We start from the raw sequence: 25761 nt of genomic DNA, 5'->3' as shown, positions 1-25761 counted from the left end.
CTCTCGCCTCGTCGTCACGCGGGCGTCAATCAATGGCAGTCATCCAGGAGGAGTGACTGTGTCTCCGTGGACACAGTCATTGGACGTTCCGCCACCCTCGCTCAGAAGATGCCTTGTCCCGGGGTGAGGACGTGGTCCGGGTCGTAGCGTCGCTTCGCGTGCGCGAACCGCTCCCAGTGGGGATGGAAGTGGCGGCGCCAGTCGGCGGGGCTCAAGGGCACGGCATCCACGGGGTAGATCTTCCCGCCGAGGGCCGTGAGCCGGTCGACGATGGCGCGGTTCTTCTGCACCAGGGTCGCGACATTTTCCGGCGTCGGGGGAATCGCGGTGCGCAGCAGCGAGAAGAGGAAGACGTGTCTGTCGTTGGGCGTCCGCAGGAAGGGCGTGGTCAGCGCCGAGGCGCGGAAGGGGTAGAGGAGGATGGGCCCTTGTCCCATGTCTGCGTCGGTGGTCTGCGCGAGGACCTCCTGGACGAACTCCTCGGCGCACCGGGCGGGGACGAACATGTCCAGCCAGGGGTGGGGGAAACCCCAGACGCCGAGCTGCTTGAGCAGCTGTATCAGCGGCGCGAGCCGGTTGGCGAAGTCGAGGTAGCTGCCGTCCGTCACCTGGAGCGTCCCCGGTTGGAAGCGCAGGCCCGCGAGCAGCCGCGAGTCCTGGGGCTCCGAGCCCGGGGTGAAGTACTTCACCACCTCGAGCTGATACGCCCGGCCTTCGTTGGAGGAGACGACGGAGCCCTCGACGTAGTCGAAGCGGCCGTCCTCGATGAGCCGCCGCTGGTCCTCGAGGAAGCGGTGGAGGTCGTCGTACAGCGCGAGGTAGGTCCGGGCGCGGGGCTGCACGTCGACGAGCCGAACCCGGGCTCGCACGATGATGCCGAACTGGCCCAGACCCGAGCGCACGGCGTCGAACAGGGGCCGCTCGCGCCAGCGTGAGCACCGCACGAGCTCGCCCCGGCCCGTGACGACGTCCAGCTCCAGGACGTTGTCCACCTGGAGACCCCAGCGGAACGCCTGTCCGCCGATGCCTCCCGCCGACAGCGTCCCGCCGATGCTCAGCTCGATGTAATCGGTCAGCACCGGGGGACTCTTGCCGCTGGGGAGCGAGGCCTGGAGCAGCTCATGCCACCGGACGCCCGCATCCACCCAGGCGCTGTCCTGGTCCAGCTCGTGGAGGGTGGCCAGCGCGGACATGTCGACGACGATGCCCGCTGGCACCTGGGACTGGCCGAAGGTGCTGTGGCTCTCACCCAGGCCGCGCGCGGCGGCGATCTTCAGCCCCTGGCGGCGCGCGAAGCGGACCATGGCCACGATGTCCTTCACCGAGCCGGGCACGAGCACTGCCCACGGCGTGTGGTGCCGGATGTGCCCGAAGTCGTCCGAGGCCGCGGTCCGCGACGCTTCGTCCAGCAGCAGCTCGCCATCGAGAGGGGGCAGGGGGACCGCGCCGGCCTCCGGCGTGGAGGCCCAGCTGCGGCTCATGGGATTGAACGCGACCGCCACCAACGCACCTTGGAGCAACGTCCTCCGGGACACCGTTCGACTCGACATTCACGCCTCCTTCGGCTTCGGAGCCATCCATCCCACCCGCCGCTCTCAGCGAACGCAAGGATGGCCGACTGCTCCCGGGAGCTCAGTCGAGGTCGCCGGTCGAACCTTTCTCTCCTCCATGAGACGGAGACCGGACTTTGGAAGGGCATCGAGCGTAGAGTCCCCTCGCCTATGCCTTCACGTTCCTGGTACCGCGCTGTCGGTCTCATCGCCACGCTGGGCTTGAGTGCTTGCGGTGGTGATGATGCGCCCGAAACGACCTACCTGTTCGGTTTGAGTTATGGCTCGGACTCCGTCTGGCTGACCCCAGAGGGTGGCATCGACTATACGTCGCCGAGCCGCTTCCTCTCCGCTGACGGCCTCCGCTTCTCGGTGGAGACCCTGAAGTACAGGCTCGCGGAGCTGCGGATGGACCTGCCGCCCGAGGTTCGCTGCGAGGACTACGCGGAGGTGCTCCTGCCGGAGCTGTCCTGTGAGAACTCCGTGCCGAACACCCAGGCCCCGCGCGACATCTTTGACTTCCCAGAGGACCCGCCGGGCAAGCTTCACATCCGAGGCCCCGTCGAGGCAGGCACCGACACGCCCCTGTACATCGGGGGCAAGCAGGTGTTCATCCCCCGGACGTATTATCGGGCCATCGACTCGCGGTGGGACCCGGGGACACCGGAGCATCCCAGCTTCCTGCTCCGCGCGAGCTTCACCTACCAGGAGCGTCCCCTCGTGCTGGAGGTCGTCTTCCAATCGGAGGAGCCCCTGCGATTCAGTCACCTGGGCGTATCAACGGGGCTCCCCGAGGAGTTCGCGGATCATCCCGCCGTTTTCGGAGGGCGACTGCTCGTCGACCGCTGGCTCTGGGACGTCGACATCTCGAGCTGCCTGTCGACAGGGGACCTGACCCTGGATGGGGATGTGTTGCGGCTGGAGACAGGACGAGGCGCTTGCGCGGATGCCGCCACGAAGCTGCGGCGCAACATCCAGAACAGTGGAGACCTGTACACGGGGCTGCGCATCCGGTAGCCGCCGCGGTGGCGCTCCCGCGAAGCGCCCTCGCGCTCTGCCTACGAGCGAGATGGCCAACCCTCCTTCTCGGCGCTGTGCTCCTGCGCCAGCAGGATGAGCTTGGCCCGGCTGGGCACGGCCAGCTTGGCGTAGACGCGCTTCAGGTGCGTCTTCAAGGTGTTCAGCGAGCTGTCCAGGTCGTCCGCGATGGTCTGGTTGTCCCAGCCATTCAAGACACGCTCCACCACGTCCATCTCGCGCGGCGTCAGGCGCTTGCGCCACTCCGCGGGAGCCTGCGCCCCGTGCCGCACCTCCTGGAAGATCATCGCCCACGGCATCCTCCCCGACTGCCCCGGCAACCGCAGGAAGGTCACCTTCAAGCTCCTCCCCGGGCGCCGGAAGGTCAGCACGTCCTGTCCGGAGAGCTGCTGGGGGCCGGAGCGCCGGAGCCCCTCCAGCGCATCCAGCAGCACCTGCGGCAGGCCGAAGCGGCCACAGGGCGCGTCCGGGAACCAGCGATGCAGCAGCGCCGTGGAGCGGGGCGTGCGCATCAGCTCGGTGGTGGGCGGGCTCAACACGATGCTGTCGAGCCCCGTGTGCCGGAAGAGCTGCTCCAGGAGGTCGCCCTGGTGCGCCAGGTCTTCCAGCATGCGGCAATTGCGCACGGTCCTCGCCAGGATGGGCGTCAGGCGCTGGAGGAAGGCGCGCTCCTTCTCCGTGAACGCCTTCCGGGTCTCCCGGTACAGCGTGAAGCCGCTGTGCCAGCCCAGGCCCATGTCCATCAACACGGACAACACCCGCTCCACCGGCATGTGCATCTCCCGGCAGTACGCATACATGGCGCTGTCATGCATCTGCCGGCGCGACAGCATCTCGGTGTCCCGCAGCACGGTGTTCGGCCGCCGAATCACCGCGGAGCTCACGAAACACTCGTCTGAAATCTCCGGGTAGCGGTCGAAGAAGACCTGCGGCATGTCCTGGACCATCGGCCAGTCGTATTGGCCGGGCGCCCCCGGATTGGACACACACAGCCCTCCGAAGTCCGCCGCCAGCACGCGTGACAGAATCCGATGGGACTCCGAGAAGGCTTCCTTCAGGTCGAGCGAGCTGCTCAACGCCGTCATCACCTCCAGGAGCACCTGCTCCCCCTGCATGGAACCCGGCTGACGCTTCACGCGCATGACCTTGTCTCCCCGGTGGCTTCGAGTGTCGGCACGACGTCCGGGGGTATTTCTACCATGCGCGGCAACGACAGCCTTTCTCACGCCCCCTGGGTTCGGAGGGCGTCACCCCGATGGGTGATGCCGGCGCTCGACGGCCCTCCCGTATGTTTCTCGAGCCCGTTCGCGTGTCTGTCCATTCGCTGGAGGTCCCATGTCCCCGCAGCCGTGCTGGATTCGTCTCACGTCGAGGATGTCATTGCTCGCGCTCCTGGCTGCCCTGAGCGCCGTCACCTGGAGCGCGCCGGCCCAGGCGCGAACGCCCGGAGGCATCATTGGCGTCGGGTATTACGGCCATCATGGCCCGCCGCCGTGGGTGGACGCCGCGTGCCGGTTCACGGCGGTCCACAAGCCCTGTGTCTGTGCACTCCCCGCCGTCGCCCCGCTCAATGAGACCCTGGGCTGTTCGAACACGAGCCAGGCGTGGGCCGACCTGGATGCTAAGAACACCTGCACCCGGCTCTGTACGCATCCGGCGAACAACCCGTCCGGCGACGGCGGCATCGTGGCTCGCCCCGGGGGCTCGGCGGACGGCGAGGTCCTGTTCCGGGGCTCCGGCGCCGTGAGGCGCCTGCAGACGGGCGGCTATCTTGGGTTCGTCCCGTACAGCGAGGCGCCTCTCGGGTACGGCCTGGAGGTGGCGTGGGTGGCCTCGGCGGTCGTGGAGGCCACCACCGTGCCCTGGGTCTTCCTGGAGGACCTGGGCCCGGCCATCCAGTGGGATGACCCGAAGGGGAGCGCCGCCTTCGTCCAGGCCTACTCGAGCGAGCGCGGCGCGCCCCAGCCCATCGGGACCTGCCGCCACGCGCTGCAGGTCTCCTGTCCGCTGACGGACGTGAAGCTCGGTGACCGCCTCCAGGTCTGCTCGGGGCAGAGCGAGGAGGACGCGAAGCGCATCGCCCAGACGAGCTGCGCGCCGCTGCGCTACGAGGCGCTGAGCCGCTCCTGGAGTCCCTGGGCCCTGTATGGCGCCCCTTCGGAGCAGCCGCATCGCGCGCCCTCCGCGACCGTCGTCGCCGTGGGGCCCGGGCAGTTCCTGGGCTACGTCCCGTCCAGTCTCCAGGTCGTGGGCTTCCACGAGGACTGGCCCCGGCTGGCCGAGGCGCTGCTGGAGCGCACCGACGGCACCACCGTGTGGCTCGCCGGCCCGGCGGAGTTCTACGCCCCCAAGGCCGAGTGAGTCCCGAGCGGTTCAGCGCGGCGCGCACCGTGAGCATCCGGACACCGCGCTTCGGCGCCCGCGTGGCACACTCACGTGATGACTCGTTACGCGCTCCTGCTCCGTGGTGTGAATGTGGGCACGAAAAACAGCCTGCCGATGGCCGAGCTGCGCGCGATGCTGTCGCGGCTCGGCTGCGGCGACGTGAAGACCTACGTGCAGAGCGGCAACGCGGTGTTCACCACGAAGCTCGGCGTGGCGGAGCTCACGAAGGGCATCGAGGAGGCGCTGGAGCAGTTCATGGGGCGGCCCATCGCCACGACGCTGCGGACGCTGAAGCAGCTGCAAGCCGTCGTCGACGGCAACCCGTTCGCGGACGTGGCGACGAACCCCTCCTCCCTGTGCGTAACGTTCCTCTCGGCCGCGCCGACGAAGGCGGAGCTGGCGCCCCTGCATGCCCAGGACTGGGGGCCGGAGCTGTTCCAGGTCGCGGGCAAGGAGATCTACTCCTGGTACCCGAACGGCCAGGGGAAGAGCGCGCTGGCGGTCGCGCTCGGGAAGCTGGCCTTGCGCGGCACGGCCACGACGCGCAACTGGAACACCGTGCTGAAACTCCTGGAGCTGCTCGGCTAGGCTCCAAGGCCTCCATGGCCATCGACTTCATGGTTCTGCCTCTCAGCCGCTACATTGTCGGTGATTTCATCACCCCGGCGATGCGCTCCGCGTGGGCGAGCGGCGTCCCGTATTCCATCATCGGGCCGGAAGGTGCCCGGCCGCTTCCGGAAGGACTGCCATTCGGCGGCCCTGAGGCGCCGGTTCGTCGCGCCAGGGTCATCGACATGTTGGTGGAGGACCTGCGGCAGCTCCCAGTCTCCACGCCAGACCCACTGTGGGACGAGCGCTCCGAGGCCGAGCCTCGCTTCCACCGCGTGGACCCCGCCTCGTACGAGGCGCTCCTGGAGGAGGCACGCAGGCCCGGCAAGTCGTTCCTGGGTTTCCGCAAGAGAGGCGAGGGCGACCGCGTCCATGTGGCCGCCATGCTGTTTCTTCCCCGCGACTTCGAGGCGACCTTCGAGATGACGACGCCGCTGCGGCGCCTCACCGGTTCGACGCCCCGGGCCCTGGCGGCACTGGAGCGGATGCACTGGCCCGACAACGCGAAGGCCGCGGTCGACAGCCTCCGCGCCGCGCTCGTGGACTCCCGGGACCACCAGGTGCCGATGATCGTGGACTGGTGAGGGTCAGGCCCGCGGGGAGGGGAAAGGGACGTCGTCGGCTCAGGGCGAGGCGGACGTGGGCCGCGACGGGGCCTCCGCCCGGGGCTCGCGGTGGTACACCTTGGCCACGATGCGCCACCTGCCGTCCACCTTGAGCAGGGAGATGTAGTCGATGAAGTCCCACTTCGCCGTGCGCGCGGACACCTTGACGACGGCCGCGCTGCCGGTGACGTCCACGCCCGGTGAGCCGCCATGGGGGGCGGTGAGCGGGGGCGCTGGACCGACACGGGCGCCGGTGAAGCCGCGCGTGCTGCTTCCGAGCAGGCGGACCCGTGGGGCCTGCTTCTCGGGGACTCCTGGATAGGTCATGATTCTCCTTCCCCCTTGTCGTGAAGGAGTCGCCATGCAAGCCAAGCGTCTGGTCGTTTCCCTGTTCGCGATGTGCAGCCTGTCCCTGGTGGCCTGCGGTGGTGGAGCCGAGTCCGAGTTCGACGCGCCGGAGGGCGAGGTGCTGGCGAGCACGGAGCAGGGCATCGGCATCCCGCCCAACTGCCCGAACAACGACCTCATCTACTGGTTCGAGAACATCCGTGCCTGTGTGGTGAAGTGCGGCGCCTCGCGCATCCAGGCCACCCCCGCCACGCAGTACGCCGGCTGTCAGTCGAACCTGCCCGCCACGCGCACGCTCATCAACGTGAACTACTGCATCCCCGGCTGCGACCTGCAGTAGCCCGTGCGTCCCAGGGCCGGGACACTGGCTGTGCGCCGTGTCCCGGTGGCCCTCGGGCTGGTCCATTCCGTCGAGTGGCGCGTTTGTCCGTGCGACCTGCGCCGCCGGGCTCCGTTATGGGGGCAGCACCCCACCGGGTTTCTCCGGCCCTGGGGGGCTTCTTCCTGTGAGGGGGCTTGTGAAGCACCAACGCGTTCGTTCGTACCCGAGACTTCCGTCCGTTCCCTGGCCGCGCACCCTGCTGCTCTGCGTGGCCCTGGCCGCGTGTGGAGGAGGGGAGGACAAGAAACCACCCGCGCCTCCTCCTTCGGCCAACGCGGCCCCGTCCGGGCATGACGACCTGCTCGCAACCGATGAGGACACCGCCCTGGTGATTCCTGGCGCGTCGCTCGTGTCCAACGACGTCGACGCGGACGGCGACTCGCTGACCGTGACGGCCGTCGGCAAGGCGACCCATGGCGGCGTGACGCTGGTGGGCGGCACCGTCACCTTCACCCCGGAGGCGGACTTCTTCGGAACCGCGACGTTCGAGTACACGGTGGGGGATGGCCGCCTGACGGACACCGCGCAGGTCACCGTCACGGTCAACGCCGTGAACGATGCCCCTGTCGCCGTGGCGGACAGCGCGAGCACCGACGAGGATGTCGCGCTCGTCGTCCCCGCGGCCACGCTCATCGCCAATGACACGGACGTGGATGGGGACACGCTCTGGGTGGCGGGCGTCGGCGCCGCGACGCATGGCACCGTGACGCTCGCGGATGGCAACGTCACCTTCACCCCGGAGGCGGACCACCACGGGAGCGCCAGCTTCGAGTACACGGTCAGCGACGGGCTGTTGACGCACACCGCGACGGTGGCCGTCACGGTCCGCTCCGTGGAAGACGCTCCGGTCGCCGTCGCCGACACCGTGTACGCCCGGAGGAATACCTCGCGGTACATCAAGGTCGAGGAGCTCACCGCGAATGACGACATGGGCGATGGCTTCCTGCTCAACCTCGCTGGCGTGGGCTCGGCGGTCCATTGCACCGTGAAGATCGACGGCGGGATGATCGACTTCAGGCCGGAGGCGGACTTCACCGGGTCGGCGACGTTCCAATACACGGTCAGGAATCTGGCCGGAACCACCAGCGCGACGGTGACCGTCATCGTGGGCGAGGCGCCCGTGGCCGTCGCCGATACCGCGAGCACGGACGAGGACACCGTGCTGGTCCTCCCGACCGCCACGCTCGTCGCGAATGACATCGACGTCGACACCGACGACCTCCTGGTGGAGGCCGTCCACTCGGCCACCCATGGCAGCGTGACGCTGGAGGGACAGAACGTCCGCTTCACCCCGGAGGCGGACTTCTTCGGGACGGCGACGTTCCAGTACCAGGTCACCGACCGGGCCGGCTTCAGCACCGCGACGGTGAGCGTCACCGTCAACCCGGTCAACGACGCCCCCATGGCCGTCGCGGACTCCGCCGTGGCCCGCGCGGAGGTCGCGCTGCGCATCCCCGTGGCGACGCTCCTCTTCAATGACCGCGATGTGGAAGGGGACGCGCTGGCGGTGACCGGAGTCTCGAACGCGCGCAACGGCACGGTCGAGCTCGTCGGTGACGCCGTGCGATTCACGCCCGCGGCGGGCTTCGTGGGCGCCGCCGGCTTCGAGTACCAGGTGACCGACACCCACGGCGCCACCGGCACCGGCTCGGTCGAGGTGCGCGTGCGTGGCTACGCGGTGAAGTCCGTCTTCGCCGGGGTGGGGACCACCTGCGCCGTCTACACGGATGGACGGCTCAAGTGCTGGGGGGCGAACGGCAAGGGGCAGCTGGGGCTCGAGCACACCGACAACCGAGGTGGCGGCCGTGGCTCCGTCCTGATGAGCAACCTCCCCTTCGTCGGTGTGGGCACGGACGCGCGCGTGGCGACGATGGGCCTGGGGGAGGGCTTCAGCTGCGCGCTCCTCGAGGGAGGCGCGGTCAAGTGCTGGGGAGACAACGCGCAGGGCCAGCTTGGGCTCGGCGACACGCGGCGCCGCGGAGACGGCCCTGGCGAGATGGGCGACGCGTTGCCCCGGCTGGACCTGGGCGCGGGGCGGACCGCGAAGACGCTCGTCAGCGGGCTGAATCACCTGTGCGCCATCCTCGATGATGGGGCGGTCAAGTGCTGGGGTGACAACGGGAATGGCCGGCTGGGGCTCGGCGATACGGAGCACCGCGGAGATGGCCCGGGGGAGATGGGCAACGCGCTGCCTGCCGTGAGCCTCGGCACGGGGCGGACCGCGAAGGCGCTCGCCGCGGGAGGTCGTCACACGTGCGCGCTCCTGGATGACGGCTCGGTCAAGTGCTGGGGCGATAACAACTGGGGCGAGCTGGGGCTCGGTGACACGGCGGAGCGCGGAGATGGCCCGGGCGAGATGGGCGACGCGCTGCCTCGGGTGAACCTGGGCACGGGGAGGACCGCGAAGGCGATTGCCGCCCGTGAGTTCTCCACGTGCGCGCTCCTGGATGATGGCTCCATCAAGTGCTGGGGCGGCAACCAGTACGGCGCGCTCGGCCTCGGCGACAAGGTGCACCGGGGAGACAACGCGGGTGAGATGGGAGACGCCTTGCCGCGAGTCGACCTGGGGACGGGGCGGACCGCGAAGGCGCTCACCGTTGGCGGCATCTACACCTGCGCGCTCCTGGATGACGGCTCCGTCAAGTGCTGGGGCGGCGGCTACTGGGGGCAGCTCGGGTCCGGCGACTGGAACGAGCGTGGAGGCGCGCCGGGCGAGATGGGCGAGGCACTGCCCCGGGTGAACCTGGGCGCGGGTCGCGCCGTGACGTCCCTCGTGGCGGGCTACCACCACACGTGCGCCACCTTCGATGAGGGCAGCGTCAAGTGCTGGGGCTCCAACGCCAGCGGGGAGCTGGGGCTCGACGACGAGGACCACCGCGGAGACAACCCGGGCGAGATGGGCGAGGCCCTCCCGCCCGTCGAGCTGTAGTCACACGAGGACGGCGCGGATGGGCGGGGCTTGCCCGTCCGCGCTCCCTCGCGCCCGTCAGTAGTCGGGGTGCTCGATGTCCGCGAGCAACGCCGGGCCGGTGGGGTTCCATCCCAGCACGGCCCGCGTGCGCTCGCTCGAGCCCGGCATGTCGGCCAGGGCGAAGTCCGCGAGCCAGCCGAAGTGCTCGCGGCCGCGCGGCTCGACCGGCACGCCCAGGCGGCGGCCGATGACCCGCGCGATGTCTCGCAGGGCGACGCCTTGCTCCGCGATGGCGTGATAGACGCGCTCGCCCACGCCGTGCTCCAGCGCCAGCCGATACAGCCGGCCCGCATCCGACACGTGCACGGCGGACCAGCGATTCGTCCCCTCACCCAGGTACGCCGACACGCCCTTCTCGCGCGCCAGCTGAATCAGGAAGGGCACGAAGCCGTGGTCTCCCACGCCATGGACGGAGGGCGGCAGCCGCACCGTGGCCACGCGGACGCCGCGCTCGGCCAGCTGGATGGCCGAGGCCTCCGAGCGGCGCGGATAGTCGGCGTGGTCGACCGGCAGGTCGGCCTCGGTGGGGATGCGGCCGGGCGCCAGCCTCGCCATGCCGGACGTCACCAGCAGCGGCTTGTCCGTGCCGGCCAGGGCTTCACCCAGTACCTCGATGGCGCGCTGGTCCTGTCTGGCGTTGTCGGCGAACTTCGAGAAGTCGTGATTGAAGGCCAGGTGGATGACCGCATCGGACTGCCTGGCCGCGTCAGCCAGCGCCCCCAGGTCGTCCAGGGTGGAGCGCAGCACCCGGGCGCCGGTCCGCGCCAGTCCCGCCGCCTTGTCCTCCGAGCGGGCGAGCCCCAGCACCTGGTGCCCGGCCCCCAGCAGCTCCTGGACCACGCGCGAGCCGACCCACCCCGTGGCTCCGGTCACGAACACGTTCATGTGCACCTCCTGTTTGCGTGAGAGGCAGGCACTGTGGGCGCGTTCTTCATCCTGTTAAAGTCGAGAGCTTATCCAGGTATGGCGACCAACAGGATGGGCGTATGGCCAACGAGACTCCACTGGGTGCCTATTTGAGGGAGCGGCGGACCCGGCTCGACCCGATTGCGTTGGGCTATCCGGCCGGGCGGCGGCGCACGGCGGGGTTGCGGCGCGAGGAGGTGGCGCAGCGGGCCCACATCAGCCCCACCTGGTACAGCTGGCTGGAGCAGGGCCGGGGCGGCGCGCCCTCGGCGCAGGTGTTGGACCGCCTGGCGCAGGCGTTGATGCTGACCGACGTCGAGCGCGAGCACCTGTTCCTGTTGGGGCTGGGGCGGCCACCGGAGGTGCGGTACCGGCCCGTCGAGGGCGTCACACCGCGCTTGCAGCGCGTGCTGGATGCGATGGGCGTCTGCCCGGCGATGGTCCACACCGCGACGTGGGACATCGTGGCCTGGAATCGCGCCGCGACCGTGGTCCTGTCCGACTACGGCACGCTGCCGCCGGACCGCCGCAACGTGTTGCGCCAGATATTCCTGAACCCGAAGGCGCGCGAGCTCAACTTCGATTGGGAGTCGGTGGCGCGGTTCGTGGTCGGTGTGTTCCGCGGCCACGCGGCGCGCGCCGGGGCGGCCCAGACGGTGCAGCCGCTGGTCGACGAGCTGTGCCGGGACAGCCCGGAGTTCGCGGCGATGTGGCGCGAGAACGACGTGAGGTCCTTCGGCGAGGGCGTGAAGCGGCTGCGCCACCCCGTGCTGGGTGCCCTCACGCTGGAGTACTCGTCGTTCGCCGTGGATGGCCGGCCCGACCTGGCCATGCTCGTCTACAACCCGATGGAGGAGGCGGACGCGGTGAAGATTCGCGGGTTGATGGAGGGCCGGGGCGCATAGGGGCTTTGCGCAAGGGCCTCACGCGAAGCGCAGGCCCGAGAGCTGCTCCGACTCGTGCCACGACCGTCGGGCGGCCGCCTCGTCCCTGGCGCGCGGGGGCACCTTCGCGTCAGCGGGCAGGCCCCGCGTCTCTCCGAGGTTCCTCGGGCCGTGGTAGCGAGCGGGTTGATGGGCGTGCTCTCGCCCCTCGTGCGAGGACTCGCGCCACGCTGAGCGCGGTTCGGGCAGGGCCGAAACCTGCGCGACTCCCGCTTCACCTCGCGAGGTCCGTGGAAACCCAACAGCCCTGCCGGGTTCGACAGGGGGGGCCCGGAGCTCGAAGCAGGCAGCGCGGCGGCCTTCCGTGGGGAGGGCCGCCGTCTCCATGCTGGGAGGCACCGTGGCTACTTGGGCGCCACCGTGCCGGTGAACGTGCCACTCAGGTCCCCGAACGCGTGGAGGCTGAAGACCATGGTGGACTGGAACTCGAAGGGGGTCGTCTCGGGATAGCCGCCTGGGTCCACGGTGCCCCTGAACGGCTGGCTCTCATGTGAGACGAAGTCGAGCGGAGCGCCGCTGCCCACGCCCTCAATCAGGAAGGTGCTGAGTACCTGATACCCGTTCGGGAGGCTGGTCACCCTGAAGAGGAAGGAGCGCCCCTTGAAGAAGGGGGACACGTGCTTCTCCAGCAGGGCCCCGTCCGGTCCGCCGAACTGGACGAAGATGGGGCCGGTCTCCACGGAGAGGGCCTTCGGGCCGCCTCCCTCCCTGACCACGCGAGAGGTCTCGAAGCTGATGACGAAGGGCACGCTCTTGCCCACCAGCGACGCGAACTCGGAGTCCGGAGGACCTTCGTGCTGGGTGAACGTCAGGGTGCCTGAGATGGAGCCCCCGTTGTCCACCTGGATGCCCACGTCCACGCCGCCGCTGCCCGCGAGCTTGAAGAGGTAGCGCACCTCGGTGAGCTTCCCCTGGATGACCGAGAAGGCCAGCACGGAGGGCGACAGTCGCTGGGCGCTCAGGGGCGTACCGGGTGCCGACAGGCGCTCCAGGTGCCAGCTTCCCCCCAGCTCGATGGTGTAGTCGCCCTCGATGAGTGGCACGGTCAACGTGTCGGCGGACGTGTCCGAGATGAACACCGTCTGGGCGCCCGTGATGTTGAACGTGGCGCCGACCAGCTTGACCGCCCCCTCGGGGCTCTGCGCCGTCAGCGGCAACCGCAGCGTCCCCTGGGTGGCTTCGGAAGGCGGCTCCAGCCCGACTCCATCACCGCAGGCCACGAACATCAGCGCGAGGAGACACGTACCCCACCTGCTCAGTCCCATTCCTTGACACTCCTGCATTGAGAGGAATCACGGGTAGGGACGCGTGCCGCGTTCGTCAAGTGTGGGGCTGCTCGATTCGTGGCGCCGCCCGCCTCCCAGACCCCGTGCGGTCCACGGAGTGCCCCGGCGCCGTGGGTCGCCGCTACGCCAGCGCGACGACGGCGCGATCACAGCCCACGTAGAGGGTGCCGTCGGCGATGAGCGGTGCCGTCGTCACGCGATAGGGGGCCCTCCACCGCCAGCGCTCCGTCCCGTCCCGAAGCGTCCAGGCGTGTACGGCGTTGCGGGCCCCCATGTAGACGAGTCCCCCGGCGATGGTTGGTGAGGCTGTGCTGGCGGGTGGTTTGTCGAGCGCGACCGACCAGCGCTCCTTCCCGGTCTCCTCGTCCACGGCGTGGAGCCTCGAGTGATAGCCGGTGAAGCACACGACACCGTCCGCGACGGCGGGCGCTCCCCAGAGCGCGCCGGGCGTCTGGTAGGCCCAACGCTGCTCGCCGCTGTCGAGGTCGAGCGCGTGAAGGCGCTGTCCCAGCCCGGACAAGGCATAGACCGTGTCGCCGTGGACGGCGGGGGCTCCGCCATGGCTCATCGAACCGGTCTCCACCGACCAGCGCTCGGCCCCCGTGGCGCGGTCGAGCGCGACCACGTGTCCCTGGGTGAAGCCCTGGCAGGTCCCGACGATGACTTGCTCTCGCGTCACGCTGACCGCGGACTGCACGCTCCCGCCACAGCGGAGCTGCACGCGCCATTGCTCGGTCCCCGTGCGCGCGTCGATGGCGAGGACCGCGCCGGACCGGGTCCCCACATAGACGACGTCGTCGACGACGATGGGCGAGGAGGTCGCCTCGGAGTCGCATGAGACGCTCCAGCGGAGGGCGTGCGTGCCCAGGTCGACGGCGTGACACTGCCCGCCGCCGACGACGAAGAGCAGGTCCCGCGCGACCATCGGATGCGAGAGGCTCTCGGGGCTGGCGCCGCCGACCCGCACGCTCCAGAGCTCCTTCCCCTTCGCGAGGTCGAGCGCGTAGAGCCTGTCGTTGTCGTAGTTCGCGAACAGCACGCCGTCGTGGATGGCGGGCGTGTTGCGCGTCGTCACGAGCGCGCGCGGCGCGAACTTCCAGCGGGCTCGCTTGACCGCGAGCGGTCCGGTTCCCTCGAAGTGTCCGGTCCGCGCGGCATTGGCGCCGAAGAAGATGGAGCGAGATGCGTCCGACAGAGGGGGTCTCCGGCCTGGGGGGGGCAGTGGGGCACTGGCCCGGGTGTCAGCTGATCAACTCCGTCGCTCGCAGCTCACGGAGGAACCCCTGGGGCGTCAGACCCGTGAACGCGCGGAACTCGGCGATGAGGTGCGCCTGGTCGTAATAGCCGGCGTCGGCGGCGATGTCCGCCCAGTGGGCGTGTTCGTCCTCGGATGCGGCGCGCAGCGCGCGATGGAAGCGGACGAGCCTGGCGAAGGCCTTGGGACCCACGCCGACGGTCTCCCGGAACACGCGACGCAGATGTCTGTCGCTCACCCCGATGTCACCCGCGACGTCGTTCACCGTGCCGCTCGAGAGCCGCTCGGCGGCGTCGAGGGCGAGTCGTGGGTGGGCGCGGCGTCCGTCGGTGCGCGCGAGGCGTTCGGCGATGGCGTGCTCCAGGATGTCCGCCACCTGGGCCGTGTCGTCGGTGTCGCCGAGCCGCTCGAAGAGCCGCCGGGCCGCGGCATCGCCCCACAGGTCCTCGAGTGCGACGATGCTTCCGGCAAGGGCGGAGGCCGGGACGCCGAGCACCGCCTCATGCGCGCCCAGGTGGAGCCGCGCCGTCACGGTCCGCTGTCCGTGGTGGATGTGCTTGCGACGCACCCGCTGCATTCCGCCCATCGCGTGTGCGTCCAGGCCCCTTCGCGCCGCCGGCCCGAACCGAACGACGAGATGGACCTCGGGCCGCGGAATCAGCAGGCCCCGCACGTCGTGGTCGCGCTCGTCCACGAACAGCGCGGCTACAGCGGACGCGACCGAGGCGCCCGGCGCGATGTGATGGCGATGGACAAGGCCCGCATGCATGCCCTGACTCTGGCCCGCGCTCGACGGCGGCGCAAGCGTGGGGGCACGTGTCCGTTTTCTCCAATCCTCGCCGCGCCTGGGCGGGCGAAGGTCGGCCCATGAAAATCCTTGTCACCGGAGCGACCGGAAAGGTCGGAAGCCGACTCACCCAGCGACTCGCCGAGCGGAGCCATGACGTGCGTGCCCTCGTCCGTGAGCCCACACGCGCTGTCTTCCCGAAGGAGGCGCGGGTGGAGCTCGCCCAGGGCGACCTGCTCGACGCGGGCTCGCTGGTGCCCGCCGTGCGCGGCGTCGACGCCGTGGTCCACTGCGCCGCGTTCTTCCGCGGCGCGACGCCCGAGCAGGCGCACGCGGTCAATGACCTGGGCACGCAGCACCTCGCGGCCGCCGCACGTGCCGCGTCCGTGAAGCGCTTCATCTTCACGAGCACCGGCCTGGTCCATGGCTCGACGGGGGGACGGCTCGTCGGCGAGGAAGACTCCTGTGCGCCGACCGTGGCCTATCCGGTGAGCAAGCTCGCCGCCGAGCGCTTCCTCCTCGGAGTCGAAGGGCTCGACGTGCGGGTGCTGCGCCTGCCGTTCGTGTACGGCGACGGGGACCCACATATCGAGGAGGTGGTGCCGATGATGCGCGGCTTCCCGGCGGCCCAACGCATGTCGATTGCCCACCACGCCGACGTCGCGCAGGCCGTGGCACGTCTGCTCGAGGCGCCTTCGCCGGCGCACCGCATCTACAACGTGGTCGACGACGAGGCGCCTGACCTCGCCACGCTCTTCGCATCGGTGGGGCAGCCCCCGCCCGATGGCTCGAACGCCGAGTTCGCGCGCGCTTTCGACGTGCTCCTCGACGGGCGCCGCATCCGCGAGGACCTCGGGTTCAAGCCGGTGTTCCCCCGCCTCGCCGACGCGCTCGCGGCGGGTGCATAGAACAGACGTGCTCCCGGAGCAGCTTCAGCCAGCGAGCCCCGACGCATTCCGCCGAGCCGTGCGTCAGCGCGGGGATGCCGTCGGGAGTTGCTGACCCAGGAAGACCTCCGCGGCTCCCGAGCGTCCGTGGGCCTCCGCTTCCCGGCGGTGGAAGGCTTCCAGCATCGGTCCCACGCCCTCCGCGCCTCCGAACTGGAAGCCCAATTGGGTGCCGTAGCAGAGGCAGCCCTCCACCTTGGTCGTCAGGTGCGCCGTGATGTCCACCGCCAGGGGCCGCGGCTCCCGAGGCAGCGCCGGGTCGGGCTTCGCGCCCGGCTGGCGCACGGCGTAGGGCGTGTCGCGGTAATACCAGACGCGGTGGGACGGGATGCCCAACCCCCGCGCCGCGCGCACCACCTGAACGTGGTCCACGTGGCTCCCCAGCGCCTGCGGCACGAAGACCCGGCTGGGCGTCAGCTCCCACAACACCGGCTTCAGACGCCGCGCCACCTCCGCCTGGATGGCGTCATCCTCTCGCGGGGGATGGAACAGCGCCTCCGCGCTCGCGTAGCCCCGGTGCGGCGCCTCCTCCAGGTCCGCCCACGCCAGGACGTCCACGCCCAGCCGCTTCGCGAACGCCCGGTCCTCCTCTCGCCGGAGGGCCATGTAGTCCACCTCCGGCCCCAGCCCCTTCTCTGTCTGGCATTTCAGCGCGAAGCCCCGGGGCTCCGGCACCGAGCGCGTGAAGACGGTGATGAGCGCCACCGTCCACCCCTTGGCCTTCAATGCCGCCAGTGTCCCCCCACACGAGAAGGCCACGTCGTCCAGGTGCGGCGACACGAAGAGGGCGGTGCTCATAACAGGTGCGGCGCCGCCCGGAACCTGCACGAGGGGTCCGCGCTCCGCTGCGTCGTCGCCGGGTCATACACGTTCGTCCACCGCGTGTCCGGCCGCGTGCCGGTCAGCGCCTTGTACACTCCCTGAATCTGTCGCCCCACCGTCCGCCACGAGTACAGCTCCCGCACCTCGCCGAGCGCCGTCGTCGCGAGCCGTCTTCGCAGCGGCGCGTCGTCCATCAGCCGCCCCATGGCCTCCGCCAGCGCGACGCTGTCCCTCGGCGGCACCAACAGCGCGTCCCGCCCGTCCTCCAGGCAGTCCACCACCCCCACCGCCTTCGTGGACACGATGGGCAGCCCCGACGCCATCGCCTCCAGCAGGGTGTTGGAGAACCCTTCCGAATACGTGGGCGACACGAACAGGTCCCCACTCCGGTACAGGTCCGGCGCCTGCGCGTAGGTGGACACGCCCGTCAGCTCCACCGTGCCCCGAAGCCCCTCCGCCTCCACGCGCGCGCGCACCGCCTCCACGTCCGGCCCGATTCCAGACACGCGCAGCCGGAACCGGCGCCCCTCCGCCACCAGCCGCTTCGCCGCGTCCAGCAGCTCCATCACGCCTTTTCGCGCGTCCACCCGGCCGTGGTACAGCCACACCGGCACGTCCTGCGGCTCCCCCAGCCTCGACTCGTTGCGCGGATGGAAGCGCTGGGTGTCCGTGGCGCCCGGGACGATGGTGAACCGCTCCAGCGGCGTCCCATGGTGCCCCCGCACCTCCTCCGCGAAGGACCGGCTGCCAATCAACAGCGCCCCCGAGTGGCCCAGCACCGCGAGCATCGCCTGCTTGTGCGTCCCACAGCACGTCCCCACCCAGTGTCCGTCACCGCCCTGGATGGAGACGACGTTGGGCAATCCCAGACGCCGCGAGGCCTCCAGCGCCGCCAGGCCACAGGGATAGCCATACTGGGCATGGATGAAGTCGAAGGGCCGGCGCCGGTGCTCGCGAACCACCGTCTCCACCAGGTCCTCCACGTCCTGCTCGAAGCTGGCGGGCTGCCCCTGGTTGATGCGTTGCTCGCCCCGGGATTCGCACCCCAGCACGTGCGCGCCCGGAATCCCTGGCGGCGGCCCGCCCCCATACACCGCCATCCCCGCGGCGTCGTTGCGGTACTGGCTCACCATCGTCACGTCATGCCCGCACGCGACCAGCTCCCGCACCAGGTTGAGCGCATAGACACTCATCCCCGAGATGGCCGGGAAGAAGCGCCGGGAGATGAAGCAGATTCGCAGCGGGCTCACGGTGTTCACGCCGCCACCTCCGCGCCCGTGGGCAGCCGCGCCCTCAGCCACTCCAGCGCCCCGGGCACCATCTGATGCGCCCGGTGCGCATCCCTGGACAACTCCACGCACACCAGCCGGTCGTAGCCCGCGCGCGTCAGCTCCCGCAGCACCGACGGCACGTCCACGTCCCCCTCGCCGAACGGCAGGTGCTCATGCACGCCGCGCTTCATGTCCTCCAGCGCCACCGTGCCCAGCACCGGCGCGAACTCACGCACCGCCTCCGCCGGCGCCCGCTCGCCGGTCACCAGCAGGTGCCCCACGTCCAGGGCCAGGCGCACCGGAGGCGCGCCCGCCGCCACCACCCGCGCCTGCAGCAGGCTCCAGCCGTCCACGGTGTCCACCAGCATCCCCGGCTCCGGCTCCACCGCCAGCACCACCCCGCGCGCCGCCGCGTACTCCGACAGCCGGGCCACTGCGTCCACCAGCCACGGCCAGGCCGCCTCCTGTGTCACCTCGGCGCGGGGGACCCCCGCCCAGAAGGACACCGCTTCGCCCCGACACGTCGCGCACACGTCCACCGCGCGCTCCAGGAACTCCAGGCGCCGGGCCCGACCCGCGGCGTCCGGCGTGATGAGCGTGGGCTCATGCTTGCGCCGGGGGTCCAGCAGGAATCTCGCCCCCGTCTCCACCACCAGCCCCAGCCCCAGCCGCTCCAGCAGCGCGGCGAGCTGGCCGCTCCGCTGCTCGAAGTCCGGCGCGAACGGGTCGAAGTGGTGGTGGTCCAGCGTCAACGCGACGCCGTCGTAGCCGCTGTCCGCGATGAGGCGCAGCGCGTCCTCGAAGCGGTGGTTGGACACGCCGTTGGTGTTGTACGCGAAGCGCAGCGCCATGGCTCATTGCCCCCCGAAGCGACGGCTCGTGCGCATCGCGTGCACGGCGTGACGGTCCGGCTCCCGGTAGAGGGGATACAGGCGTCCCACGCGCGCCTCGGCCAGCCGCGTGTCGAACCAGGCGGGACCGCCCAGCCGCGCCTCGGCCTCCGGGGTGAGCCGCACCGGCTGCGCTCCCGGCGGAGGCGCCCCCAGACCCGCCAGCGGCTCACGACGCTCGAGCAGCCGCGCCACGTTGCGCTCGCCCAGCCGGCCATAGGTCATCGTCTCCACCTCCAGCCCCGGCACCACCACCTTCACCACGTGCACGGGGTGGCCCGGAGGCGACAGGTCCGCGACGAGGATGTCGAAGCCCGCCGCGTGGAGCTGCTTCACCACGTGCTCACACCGCCGCGCGGGGTCCTCCATCCCCGGCACCTGGGGCAGGTCCTCGAAGCGCACGGTGCGCCGGCGCAGCAACGTGCACGCGGTGAGCTCGCGCAGCGCCGAGGCCGGCAGCTGGGACCACTCCGCCATGGCCTGTAGCGCGCGGGGCTCCTCGGAGGCCACGTCCACCAGGGGGACGAACTGCTCCATGTATTCCCGGGGCGCGACGCGGGCCACCTCGCTCATCGGGCCGTGCGAGACGGCCTTGCGCGCCCGGGAGCCCGCGAACTCCAGCAGCGCCTTGCGCAGCGCCCGGTTCCGGTCCGGGTCCGTCGCCTCGCCGCAACCCGTCACGAGCAGCGGCTGGTTGCCCACGGACAGGTCGTGGCCCACCACGTAGACGTTCACGAGGCCGAAGTCGGTGCTCGCCAGCTTCGCCAGCACCTCCACGCCCGCGCGCTGGTAGCGCCCCAGCAGCTCCCGCACGTCCGGGTCCAGCGCCGCGCCCTCCAGGTCCAGCACCACGCCCTGGTCCATCGCGCGGAACTGGAGCCCGTTGCCGTCGCGCTGCAGCAGCTCCAGCAGCGCGTGCGCCAGCGCCTGCTGCTGCGTGCGTCCCGCGCCACGCCCGTTGGTCAAGGGTCTGGCGAGCGGCGTCTTCCCCACCAGGTTCCCGGGCCGCACGGCGATGAACTCCTCGGGCACCAGCACCCGCTCGCCGGTGGACAGGCGCTTCATCTCGCCCCAGACGAGCGGCATGTCGGGCCGGTAGGGACTGCCCGCGGGCAGGCTCAGGGTGAGGGGATTGACCACCGCCTCGGGGCCGAAGGTGGCCACCAGCTCCGCGTAGGTGCCGTGCACGCGGGGCATGCGCAGCAGGGCCTGGTCCGCGCAGACCTCCTCGGCGAGCTCTCCCAGGGCCCCGACGCGCGCCTCCTCCTCGGTGGCGCCGTAGCCGTTGGCGTGGATGATGTCGCCGGGGCGGTCTCCCATCCGCAGGCTGGCGGAGACCACCGGCACGCCCAGCCGGTCCAGCGGGTCGATGCGGAAGATCGGGAACGCTCCCGGAGGCATGACACGGAAATAGGCATCCAGGGCTTCGGTCAGGCTCATGACAGCTCCTCCAACGCAATGGGACGGGTGTGAGGCATGCCCGTGAGCAGCCGGTCGAACAGCGCCAGGGCATGCTCGCGGGTGACGCCGCGCGCGAACTCGAACGGGGTGAAGACGTTCTCGAACGGGAGCCGCTCGAGCACCGCGCGGTAGCGGCGCAGCTCCGCGTGGCTCAACGGAATCGCGTAGTGGAAGCCCTTGTGACACGACAGCGCCGTGGGGCGGCCGCGCGCGTCCAGCTCCACCTTCAGCGCGTCGCCGCAGAACAGCGAGCGGGTGCGCGCGTCGTACAAGACCGTCTGGCCTTCGTAGTGCCCCGCCACGCAGTGCAGCGTCAGGCCCGGTGCCAGGGGGTGCTCGTCATCCACCGGCCAGCGCACCTGGAAGGCCTTGCTGTAGCGGACCGCGTCCCGGTGCAGGACGAGCAGCGGGTCGAAGCGCTCCTGCAACTGCCACAGCGCCCCGAAGCCGTGCGGGTGCGACGCGGACAGCACCTGGAGGCCGCCCAGTGTCTCCAGGAACTCCAGCGCCGGCCGCGAGTACCAGGGCGCGCCCTCGAATGCGACGTTGCCCTCGGGGCGGCGCAGCAGCCACCCCGTGGAGCCCAGGCCGAAGCGCGGCGCGCAAGAGAAGCCCCAGACGCCGGGCAGCGCCTCCTCCCAGTGCGTGCTCAGGCGCTCCGACACCTGTCCCGTCGTCTGGAACTCCCAGCCGTCCGGCGGCAGGGCGTTGCGCACGTCCAGGCAGGTGGGGCAGCCCGCGGGCGGCTGGCGAGCAAACCCCGGCTGCCAGGTGCCGCAGTGGGTACAGGCATAGCGGGTCAGTGACATGGGGGAAACGCCTTCCCGGCGTGGAGCGCCTGCGACAGGAGCCCCACGAGGCGCACGTCGCGCTCCGGGGCGAAGGGCTGAGGGCGGCCTTCCAGCACGCAGTCGGAGAAGGCCTCCACCTGGTTGCGGAAGGGGCTCTGGTCCTCGTCCGGGGACAGGGGGAGCCACGTCTCCTCGCCCGTCGTCGCGTCGGTGAGCGACAGCGTCCCGCCGGGCGTCTGCCCCATCGTCTTGTACGCCAGCGCGCGCGCGCGGGTGCCGATGAGCTCCAGCGTGCGCCGGGGGTACGCGTCCGGGCAGTTGTAGGCCACCTGGAGGACGCCCAGCGCGCCGCCGCGGAACTGGCCCATCAGCACCGCGCCGTCGTCCACCGCGTAGTCATGCACGCGCCGCTGCGTCATCGCGACGAGCGACTGCCATTCATCCCCCAGCACCACCTCCAGCAGGTCCAGCCCGTGGGGCGCCAGGTCGATCATCGCGCCGCCGCCGGCCCGCTCCGGGTCGATGCGCCAGTTGTCGGGCGCCCAGTCCGCGGGCAGCCAGCAGGCGTAGTGGATGCGCGCCTGGGTGAGGGTGCCCAGCACGCCCTCCTTCACCAGCGTGCGCAGCTTGCGGTGCGCGGCGTGGTGGCGCTGGTCGAACGCGGTGGCGTAGTGCACGCCCGCGCGCCGACACGCGGACAGCATGCGCAGCCCGTCCTGCACCGTGATGGCCATGGGCTTCTCGCACAGCACGTGCTTGCCCGCCGCCGCGCACGCCTCCGTCATCGCGGCGTGCAGGTGGTTGGGCGTGGCGATGTAGACGGCCTCCACGCTCCGGTCCGCCAGCGCCGCCTCCAGCGCGGTGTGACGGACGACGTCGTCCGCCGGGATGCGCATCAGCGCCTCCGCGTCCGAGTCGCACAGCGCCACCAGCCGCGCGTTGCGCGCGCCCTGGAGCGCCGGGATGACGTACTCCCGCGCCACCAGACCGCACCCCACCACCGCCCAGCCCAGCGTGCGGCCTCCTGGCTTCGCCCCGGACATGTCACCACCTCTCTGGAAGGTTCAAAAGCCACCGCCGCCTGACGAGCGCGGCCCGCTGCTCGGGCGTCGCGTCGGTGGCGGCCCGCCGCAGCAGGGCCGCGTCCCCGGGCGCGTCCGAGCACAGGTAGTGGGCGCTCGCGTACTCGGCGGCCAGGCCAGGCGTGGGCCACGCGGGGCGCACCCGGCCGTCGTGCGCCTCCAGCAGCGGATTGGGGCTCAGCCTCGCGCCCGGCGCGGCCACGCCGAAGTCGATGGACCTGCGTCCCGGCGTCGGGGGCCACGCGAAGCTCAAGGCCTCCGCGCGCTCCAGTTGGGGCAGCGGGGTATCGGCCACGGCGCCCCCGTCGAGGAAGCGGGTGACGAATCCAGCGTCGTCATAGCAGGCGGCCCCGGGCATCAGCGCCGCGTATCCGGCGGGGTCCAGCGGCGTGCCCCCCACGCCCCGCTGGTCGACGTGCCGGTTGTGGGCATGGCCCACGAGCACGCGGCCGGAGGGCCCCGCAACGCGGCGCAGCTCCGCCAGCGCGCGGGCCTTGTCCGGCAGGAAGTAGAGCGCGTCGTGACACAGCACGGTGGCGCCCTCGAGCGGCGCGATGGGCAGGTCCGCGGCCGCGTCCGCGCAGAGGAGCACGGCCTGGGGCACGATGAAGTGACGCGCGAGCCACAGCTTGGCGAACACCACGTCCACGCCCACCACGGGGGTGCCCCGCAGGGACACCTCGCGCAGCACCTGGCCGATGCCACACGCCAGCTCCACCACGCACGGCGGCGCGTCCCAGTGCTGCGCCAGCAGGCCCAGCGCGCTCAGGAAGGTGGGCGCGGATTGCCGGTGCGCGAAGTAGGGCGCCACCGGCCCGAAGCCCAGGCGCTCCATGGCCTCGCGAAGCCCCATCGTCCCCGACTCGACGCCCGCCACGACGGCGGCGGTGGAGGACAGGGGCGGGGGCGGCAGGCGCGCATGGTCATCCTGGTCCCGCAGCAGCAGGGCGCGCGCGTGATGGCGGTCGCCTCGCTCCAGCGCGCTCACCACGGCCTCGCGCAGGGCCTCCCGGCCGGTGCGCAGGAAGGGGATGCCGTCCACGACGGGCCAGCACGTGGCGCCATCCGACCAGAGCTCGGGCGACACGCGCGTCAACGGCAGTCCCGTGAGGGGATGGCGCGGATGCGGCGGCGGCGCGGCGGTGTCCCACGGCTGCCTCATGGCCACACCTCCGCTTCGCGAAGCACGTCGTTGCCGAAGGCCTGCAGCGGGCCGGGGTGGAGCAGCTCCAGGTCCTCCAGCGCCTGGCGCAGCGTGAAGGCCGCCGCGCGGGCGTGGGCCTCCAGCTCCAGCACCCGGTCCAGCGTGTCCGCGGCGTTGAAGGCGCGCGCCTCCGCCGAATCCACGTTGCCGGTGAGCGTCAGCGCCTGGCGCACGGCCTCGCGGAGCCGGGGCGGGAGCTGTGTCAGGGCCGCCTCGGTGAGGCGCTTCATCAGGGGCTCGAGCAGGTCCCCCAGCAGCGTCTCGCCGCTGTAGCCCGCGTCCGGCAGCGCCGCGTTGAAGAGGTGATGCGACAGGCCCGCCAGGAAGGGCAGGGCCGGGGCCGCGCCGAAGTGGGGGGACACGAGCACCGCCCCCACCGCCACCGCGTAGCAGTGGTCGGCGTGGCTCTCCTGCGGTGGCACGACGAGGCGTGCCCGGCCGGGGAACGTGGCCCCGGCGCGGGGTTGGTGCACCAGCCGCTCCACGAACGCCGGCGGCGTGCCGGGGGTGGCCTCGGAGGAGGGCATCAGCGCCAGCGACAGCTGCTCGCGCAGGCCTGGGTCCAGCGGCCCCGCCACCGCGTCCAGGCCCCGGCGCAGCACCCGCGTCGTGTCCAGCGGGGACAGCCCCGCCCGCTGGAGGAGGTCCGCGTCCAGGCCGCACAGCCGCACCGCCGCCACCGCGCGCGCCGTCTCCTGGAGCGCCACGGTGCCGGGGTCCATGCCCGCCGCCAGGGCCGCCCACGCGCGACGGAAGCCATGGGCCGCCAGGCCCTCCCGATGGTCCGGAGTGCGGGTGCGCTTGAGGTCCATCAGCTCCGACAGGAGCGGACGCAGCTTCGCGAGGCGGCCCGGGGCCGCCGCCGAGTCACGCGCGGGTGTGTTCATGGTGGTGTCAGCCCCTGATGCGCTCGGGGGTGGACTCCGTGCGCTGCACGCGGCCCTTGGACAGCCACGCCATCAGGCGGCGCTGCTGCTCGGCCATGGCGTGCTCCACCGGCTGGCCGTCCGGCGACATGGGGGCCTTGAAGAAGCACCCCAGCGCGTCGATGACGCCGCCCTCGCCCCGGCGCTTGGCCAGGTCCAACGTGCGCGCCAGCTCCACCACGAGCGGCGCGGCGAGGATGGAGTCCTTGCAGAGGAAGTTGAGCTTGAGCTGCATCGGCTGCCCGAGGAAGCCGGTGACGTCGATGTTGTCCCAGGCCTCCTTGTTGTCCCCGCGCGGGCGGTAGTACTGGATCTGGACGATGTGGTCCTGGACCTTGTAGCCGAGGATGCTGTCCAGGGCCGCGCCCTTGGTGTCGAGCTTGTTCTGCCGCGACGCCGGGTCGTCGAGGGCCTCGCCGTCGCGGTTGCCCAGGATGTTGGTGGAGTACCATCCGTCCACGTGCAGCGCGCGATCTCTCAGCGCGGGCGCGAGCACCGTCTTGAGCAGCGTCTGCCCCGTCTTGCCGTCCTTGCCGGCGATGGGCGCGCCGGTGCGCTTCGCCAGCTCGAGCAGCGCGGGCACGTCCGCGGCGACGCTGGGCGTGAAGTTGGCGAACGGCACGCCGTCCACGATGGCCGCGTACGCGTAGAGCATCGCGGGGCCGATGTCCGCGTCGTTCGCGTCCAGGGCCTTCTCGAAGGACTCCGGCGTGGCGAACTGGGGCCGGGTGAGGTCCACGCTCTTCTCCGTGGAGGCCAGGTTCACCACCACCACGCGGTCCAGCTTCTCGTCCTTCTTGAAGCGGGCGAGGTCGTCGCGGATGGCCTGCACCTGCTCACGCAGGGAGCGGGCCTTCTTCGCCGTCGTGTCGACGATGTTCTTGCAGAACCTCGGGTTGGAGGCCGCGGCCCAGGGGCGCATGCGCTCCAGCGTGGGCGTCACGGCCGAAAGCTGGGCCTCCGTCAGCACCGCGTGGTTGCGCGCCGCCTTCGCCAGGTCCTCGTCGAACAAATCCCAGCCGCCGAACGTGAGCGCGTCGTACTCCACGAGCCCCAGGCCCTTCACGTCCGCCAGCGGCAGCCCTCGTGTGTCCACGCGTCCCCGGCGCAGCAGCTCCATGCCCGCCACCGCCGTGGTGGCCACCGCCCCGCCCAAACCCACAATCGCCACTCCCAGCCGCTCGTTGCTCGCCATGTCTGACGCCCCCACCGACTGCCGCACCCTGGGACTCGCCGCGGTGGGGCCGGGAGCGCTCCGGGGTGTCGGGCGCCTCCGGTGTCCCGGATACTCCGGGGACTCA

Annotated in this window: 24 protein-coding genes; 8 read left to right on the top strand and 16 right to left on the bottom strand. The window is 71.1% G+C overall.

Annotated features, from left to right (window positions below; all coding sequences use genetic code 11):
• Positions 1–101: 101 nt before the first annotated feature.
• The gene (locus VZQ01_RS08690) at positions 102–1550 is read right to left on the bottom strand and encodes an FAD-binding protein (protein WP_426747521.1); all 1449 of its coding nucleotides are present in this window, start codon (positions 1548–1550) and stop codon (positions 102–104) included.
• A 171-nt stretch (positions 1551–1721) separates the two neighbouring features.
• On the opposite strand from VZQ01_RS08690, the gene VZQ01_RS08685 reads away from it, so the two are divergent.
• On the top strand, positions 1722–2567 hold the full coding sequence (locus VZQ01_RS08685) for a hypothetical protein (RefSeq protein WP_426747520.1): 846 nt from the start codon (positions 1722–1724) through the stop codon (positions 2565–2567).
• A gap of 41 nt (positions 2568–2608) precedes the next feature.
• Here the strand turns inward: VZQ01_RS08685 and VZQ01_RS08680 are convergent, their stop codons facing one another.
• On the bottom strand, positions 2609–3730 hold the full coding sequence (locus VZQ01_RS08680; RefSeq protein WP_426747519.1) for a helix-turn-helix transcriptional regulator: 1122 nt from the start codon (positions 3728–3730) through the stop codon (positions 2609–2611).
• Between the two features lie 544 nt (positions 3731–4274).
• Here VZQ01_RS08680 and VZQ01_RS08675 point away from each other — a divergent pair.
• The 3 genes from VZQ01_RS08675 (at position 4275) to VZQ01_RS08665 (ending at position 6166) form a co-directional block, all read left to right on the top strand.
• Positions 4275–4949, top strand: a complete 675-nt coding sequence (locus tag VZQ01_RS08675; RefSeq protein ID WP_426747518.1) for a hypothetical protein — start codon at positions 4275–4277, stop codon at positions 4947–4949.
• A gap of 114 nt (positions 4950–5063) precedes the next feature.
• A complete protein-coding gene (locus tag VZQ01_RS08670) occupies positions 5064–5561 on the top strand; it encodes a DUF1697 domain-containing protein (RefSeq protein ID WP_426747517.1) in 498 nt (165 codons plus the stop codon).
• 14 nt (positions 5562–5575) lie between these two features.
• Positions 5576–6166 (top strand): hypothetical protein, encoded by a 591-nt coding sequence (locus tag VZQ01_RS08665; protein WP_408891257.1) that lies wholly within the window; start codon positions 5576–5578, stop codon positions 6164–6166.
• A gap of 39 nt (positions 6167–6205) precedes the next feature.
• Here the strand turns inward: VZQ01_RS08665 and VZQ01_RS08660 are convergent, their stop codons facing one another.
• Positions 6206–6514 carry a nuclear transport factor 2 family protein gene (locus tag VZQ01_RS08660; protein ID WP_223785933.1) on the bottom strand — a complete coding sequence of 103 codons (309 nt, stop codon included), beginning with the start codon at positions 6512–6514 and terminating at the stop codon, positions 6206–6208.
• Between the two features lie 34 nt (positions 6515–6548).
• Here VZQ01_RS08660 and VZQ01_RS08655 point away from each other — a divergent pair, with 34 nt between their 5' ends.
• Both VZQ01_RS08655 and VZQ01_RS08650 read left to right on the top strand, forming a co-directional pair.
• Positions 6549–6875, top strand: coding sequence for a hypothetical protein (locus tag VZQ01_RS08655; RefSeq protein ID WP_426747516.1), 327 nt, complete (start codon positions 6549–6551; stop codon positions 6873–6875).
• A gap of 370 nt (positions 6876–7245) precedes the next feature.
• Positions 7246–9846 carry an Ig-like domain-containing protein gene (locus VZQ01_RS08650; protein ID WP_426747515.1) on the top strand — a complete coding sequence of 867 codons (2601 nt, stop codon included), beginning with the start codon at positions 7246–7248 and terminating at the stop codon, positions 9844–9846.
• A 57-nt stretch (positions 9847–9903) separates the two neighbouring features.
• Here the strand turns inward: VZQ01_RS08650 and VZQ01_RS08645 are convergent, their stop codons facing one another.
• Positions 9904–10773 carry an SDR family oxidoreductase gene (locus VZQ01_RS08645; protein WP_426747514.1) on the bottom strand — a complete coding sequence of 290 codons (870 nt, stop codon included), beginning with the start codon at positions 10771–10773 and terminating at the stop codon, positions 9904–9906.
• A gap of 101 nt (positions 10774–10874) precedes the next feature.
• Here VZQ01_RS08645 and VZQ01_RS08640 point away from each other — a divergent pair, with 101 nt between their 5' ends.
• Positions 10875–11699 carry a helix-turn-helix transcriptional regulator gene (locus VZQ01_RS08640; RefSeq protein ID WP_223750336.1) on the top strand — a complete coding sequence of 275 codons (825 nt, stop codon included), beginning with the start codon at positions 10875–10877 and terminating at the stop codon, positions 11697–11699.
• A gap of 383 nt (positions 11700–12082) precedes the next feature.
• Here the strand turns inward: VZQ01_RS08640 and VZQ01_RS08635 are convergent, their stop codons facing one another.
• From VZQ01_RS08635 to VZQ01_RS08625, 3 genes are all read right to left on the bottom strand, one after another.
• Positions 12083–13003 carry a hypothetical protein gene (locus VZQ01_RS08635; protein ID WP_223750337.1) on the bottom strand — a complete coding sequence of 307 codons (921 nt, stop codon included), beginning with the start codon at positions 13001–13003 and terminating at the stop codon, positions 12083–12085.
• 142 nt (positions 13004–13145) lie between these two features.
• Complete coding sequence (locus VZQ01_RS08630) at positions 13146–14099, bottom strand: outer membrane protein assembly factor BamB family protein (RefSeq protein WP_426747513.1); 954 nt, start codon at positions 14097–14099, stop codon at positions 13146–13148.
• A gap of 166 nt (positions 14100–14265) precedes the next feature.
• Positions 14266–15048 carry a helix-turn-helix domain-containing protein gene (locus VZQ01_RS08625; protein WP_426747512.1) on the bottom strand — a complete coding sequence of 261 codons (783 nt, stop codon included), beginning with the start codon at positions 15046–15048 and terminating at the stop codon, positions 14266–14268.
• 98 nt (positions 15049–15146) lie between these two features.
• Between VZQ01_RS08625 and VZQ01_RS08620 the strand changes: the two genes are divergently transcribed.
• The gene (locus VZQ01_RS08620; RefSeq protein WP_426748944.1) at positions 15147–15974 is read left to right on the top strand and encodes an NAD-dependent epimerase/dehydratase family protein; all 828 of its coding nucleotides are present in this window, start codon (positions 15147–15149) and stop codon (positions 15972–15974) included.
• A gap of 63 nt (positions 15975–16037) precedes the next feature.
• On the opposite strand, the gene VZQ01_RS08615 is transcribed toward VZQ01_RS08620, so the two are convergent.
• The 9 genes from VZQ01_RS08615 to VZQ01_RS08575 are packed head-to-tail and all read right to left on the bottom strand — an operon-like array spanning position 16038 to position 25655.
• Positions 16038–16811: a PIG-L deacetylase family protein gene (locus VZQ01_RS08615; protein ID WP_426747511.1), complete on the bottom strand. Its 774-nt coding sequence runs from the start codon at positions 16809–16811 to the stop codon at positions 16038–16040.
• Positions 16808–18094 (bottom strand): glycosyltransferase family 4 protein, encoded by a 1287-nt coding sequence (locus tag VZQ01_RS08610; protein WP_223750340.1) that lies wholly within the window; start codon positions 18092–18094, stop codon positions 16808–16810. Before VZQ01_RS08610 ends, VZQ01_RS08615 begins: the two co-directional genes overlap by 4 nt.
• On the bottom strand, positions 18091–18957 hold the full coding sequence (locus tag VZQ01_RS08605; protein WP_223750341.1) for a sugar phosphate isomerase/epimerase family protein: 867 nt from the start codon (positions 18955–18957) through the stop codon (positions 18091–18093). The genes VZQ01_RS08610 and VZQ01_RS08605 overlap by 4 nt, the downstream gene beginning before the upstream one ends.
• A gap of 3 nt (positions 18958–18960) precedes the next feature.
• On the bottom strand, positions 18961–20436 hold the full coding sequence (locus VZQ01_RS08600; RefSeq protein WP_426747509.1) for a YcaO-like family protein: 1476 nt from the start codon (positions 20434–20436) through the stop codon (positions 18961–18963).
• Positions 20433–21266: an MBL fold metallo-hydrolase gene (locus VZQ01_RS08595; protein ID WP_223785941.1), complete on the bottom strand. Its 834-nt coding sequence runs from the start codon at positions 21264–21266 to the stop codon at positions 20433–20435. The genes VZQ01_RS08600 and VZQ01_RS08595 overlap by 4 nt, the downstream gene beginning before the upstream one ends.
• Positions 21257–22291, bottom strand: a complete 1035-nt coding sequence (locus tag VZQ01_RS08590; protein WP_426747508.1) for a Gfo/Idh/MocA family protein — start codon at positions 22289–22291, stop codon at positions 21257–21259. The genes VZQ01_RS08595 and VZQ01_RS08590 overlap by 10 nt, the downstream gene beginning before the upstream one ends.
• Before the next feature lies 1 nt (position 22292).
• Complete coding sequence (locus tag VZQ01_RS08585) at positions 22293–23492, bottom strand: class I SAM-dependent methyltransferase (RefSeq protein WP_426747506.1); 1200 nt, start codon at positions 23490–23492, stop codon at positions 22293–22295.
• Complete coding sequence (locus tag VZQ01_RS08580; protein ID WP_426747505.1) at positions 23489–24421, bottom strand: HD domain-containing protein; 933 nt, start codon at positions 24419–24421, stop codon at positions 23489–23491. The genes VZQ01_RS08585 and VZQ01_RS08580 overlap by 4 nt, the downstream gene beginning before the upstream one ends.
• 7 nt (positions 24422–24428) lie before the next feature.
• Positions 24429–25655, bottom strand: a complete 1227-nt coding sequence (locus VZQ01_RS08575; RefSeq protein ID WP_267697281.1) for an inositol-3-phosphate synthase — start codon at positions 25653–25655, stop codon at positions 24429–24431.
• Positions 25656–25761: the final 106 nt, after the last annotated feature.

Source organism: Myxococcus faecalis, assembly GCF_050039385.1.
Lineage (GTDB): Bacteria > Myxococcota > Myxococcia > Myxococcales > Myxococcaceae > Myxococcus > Myxococcus fulvus.
The sequence above is the reverse complement of the archived record's forward strand: the minus strand, read 5'-3'. Positions and strand labels throughout refer to the sequence as shown.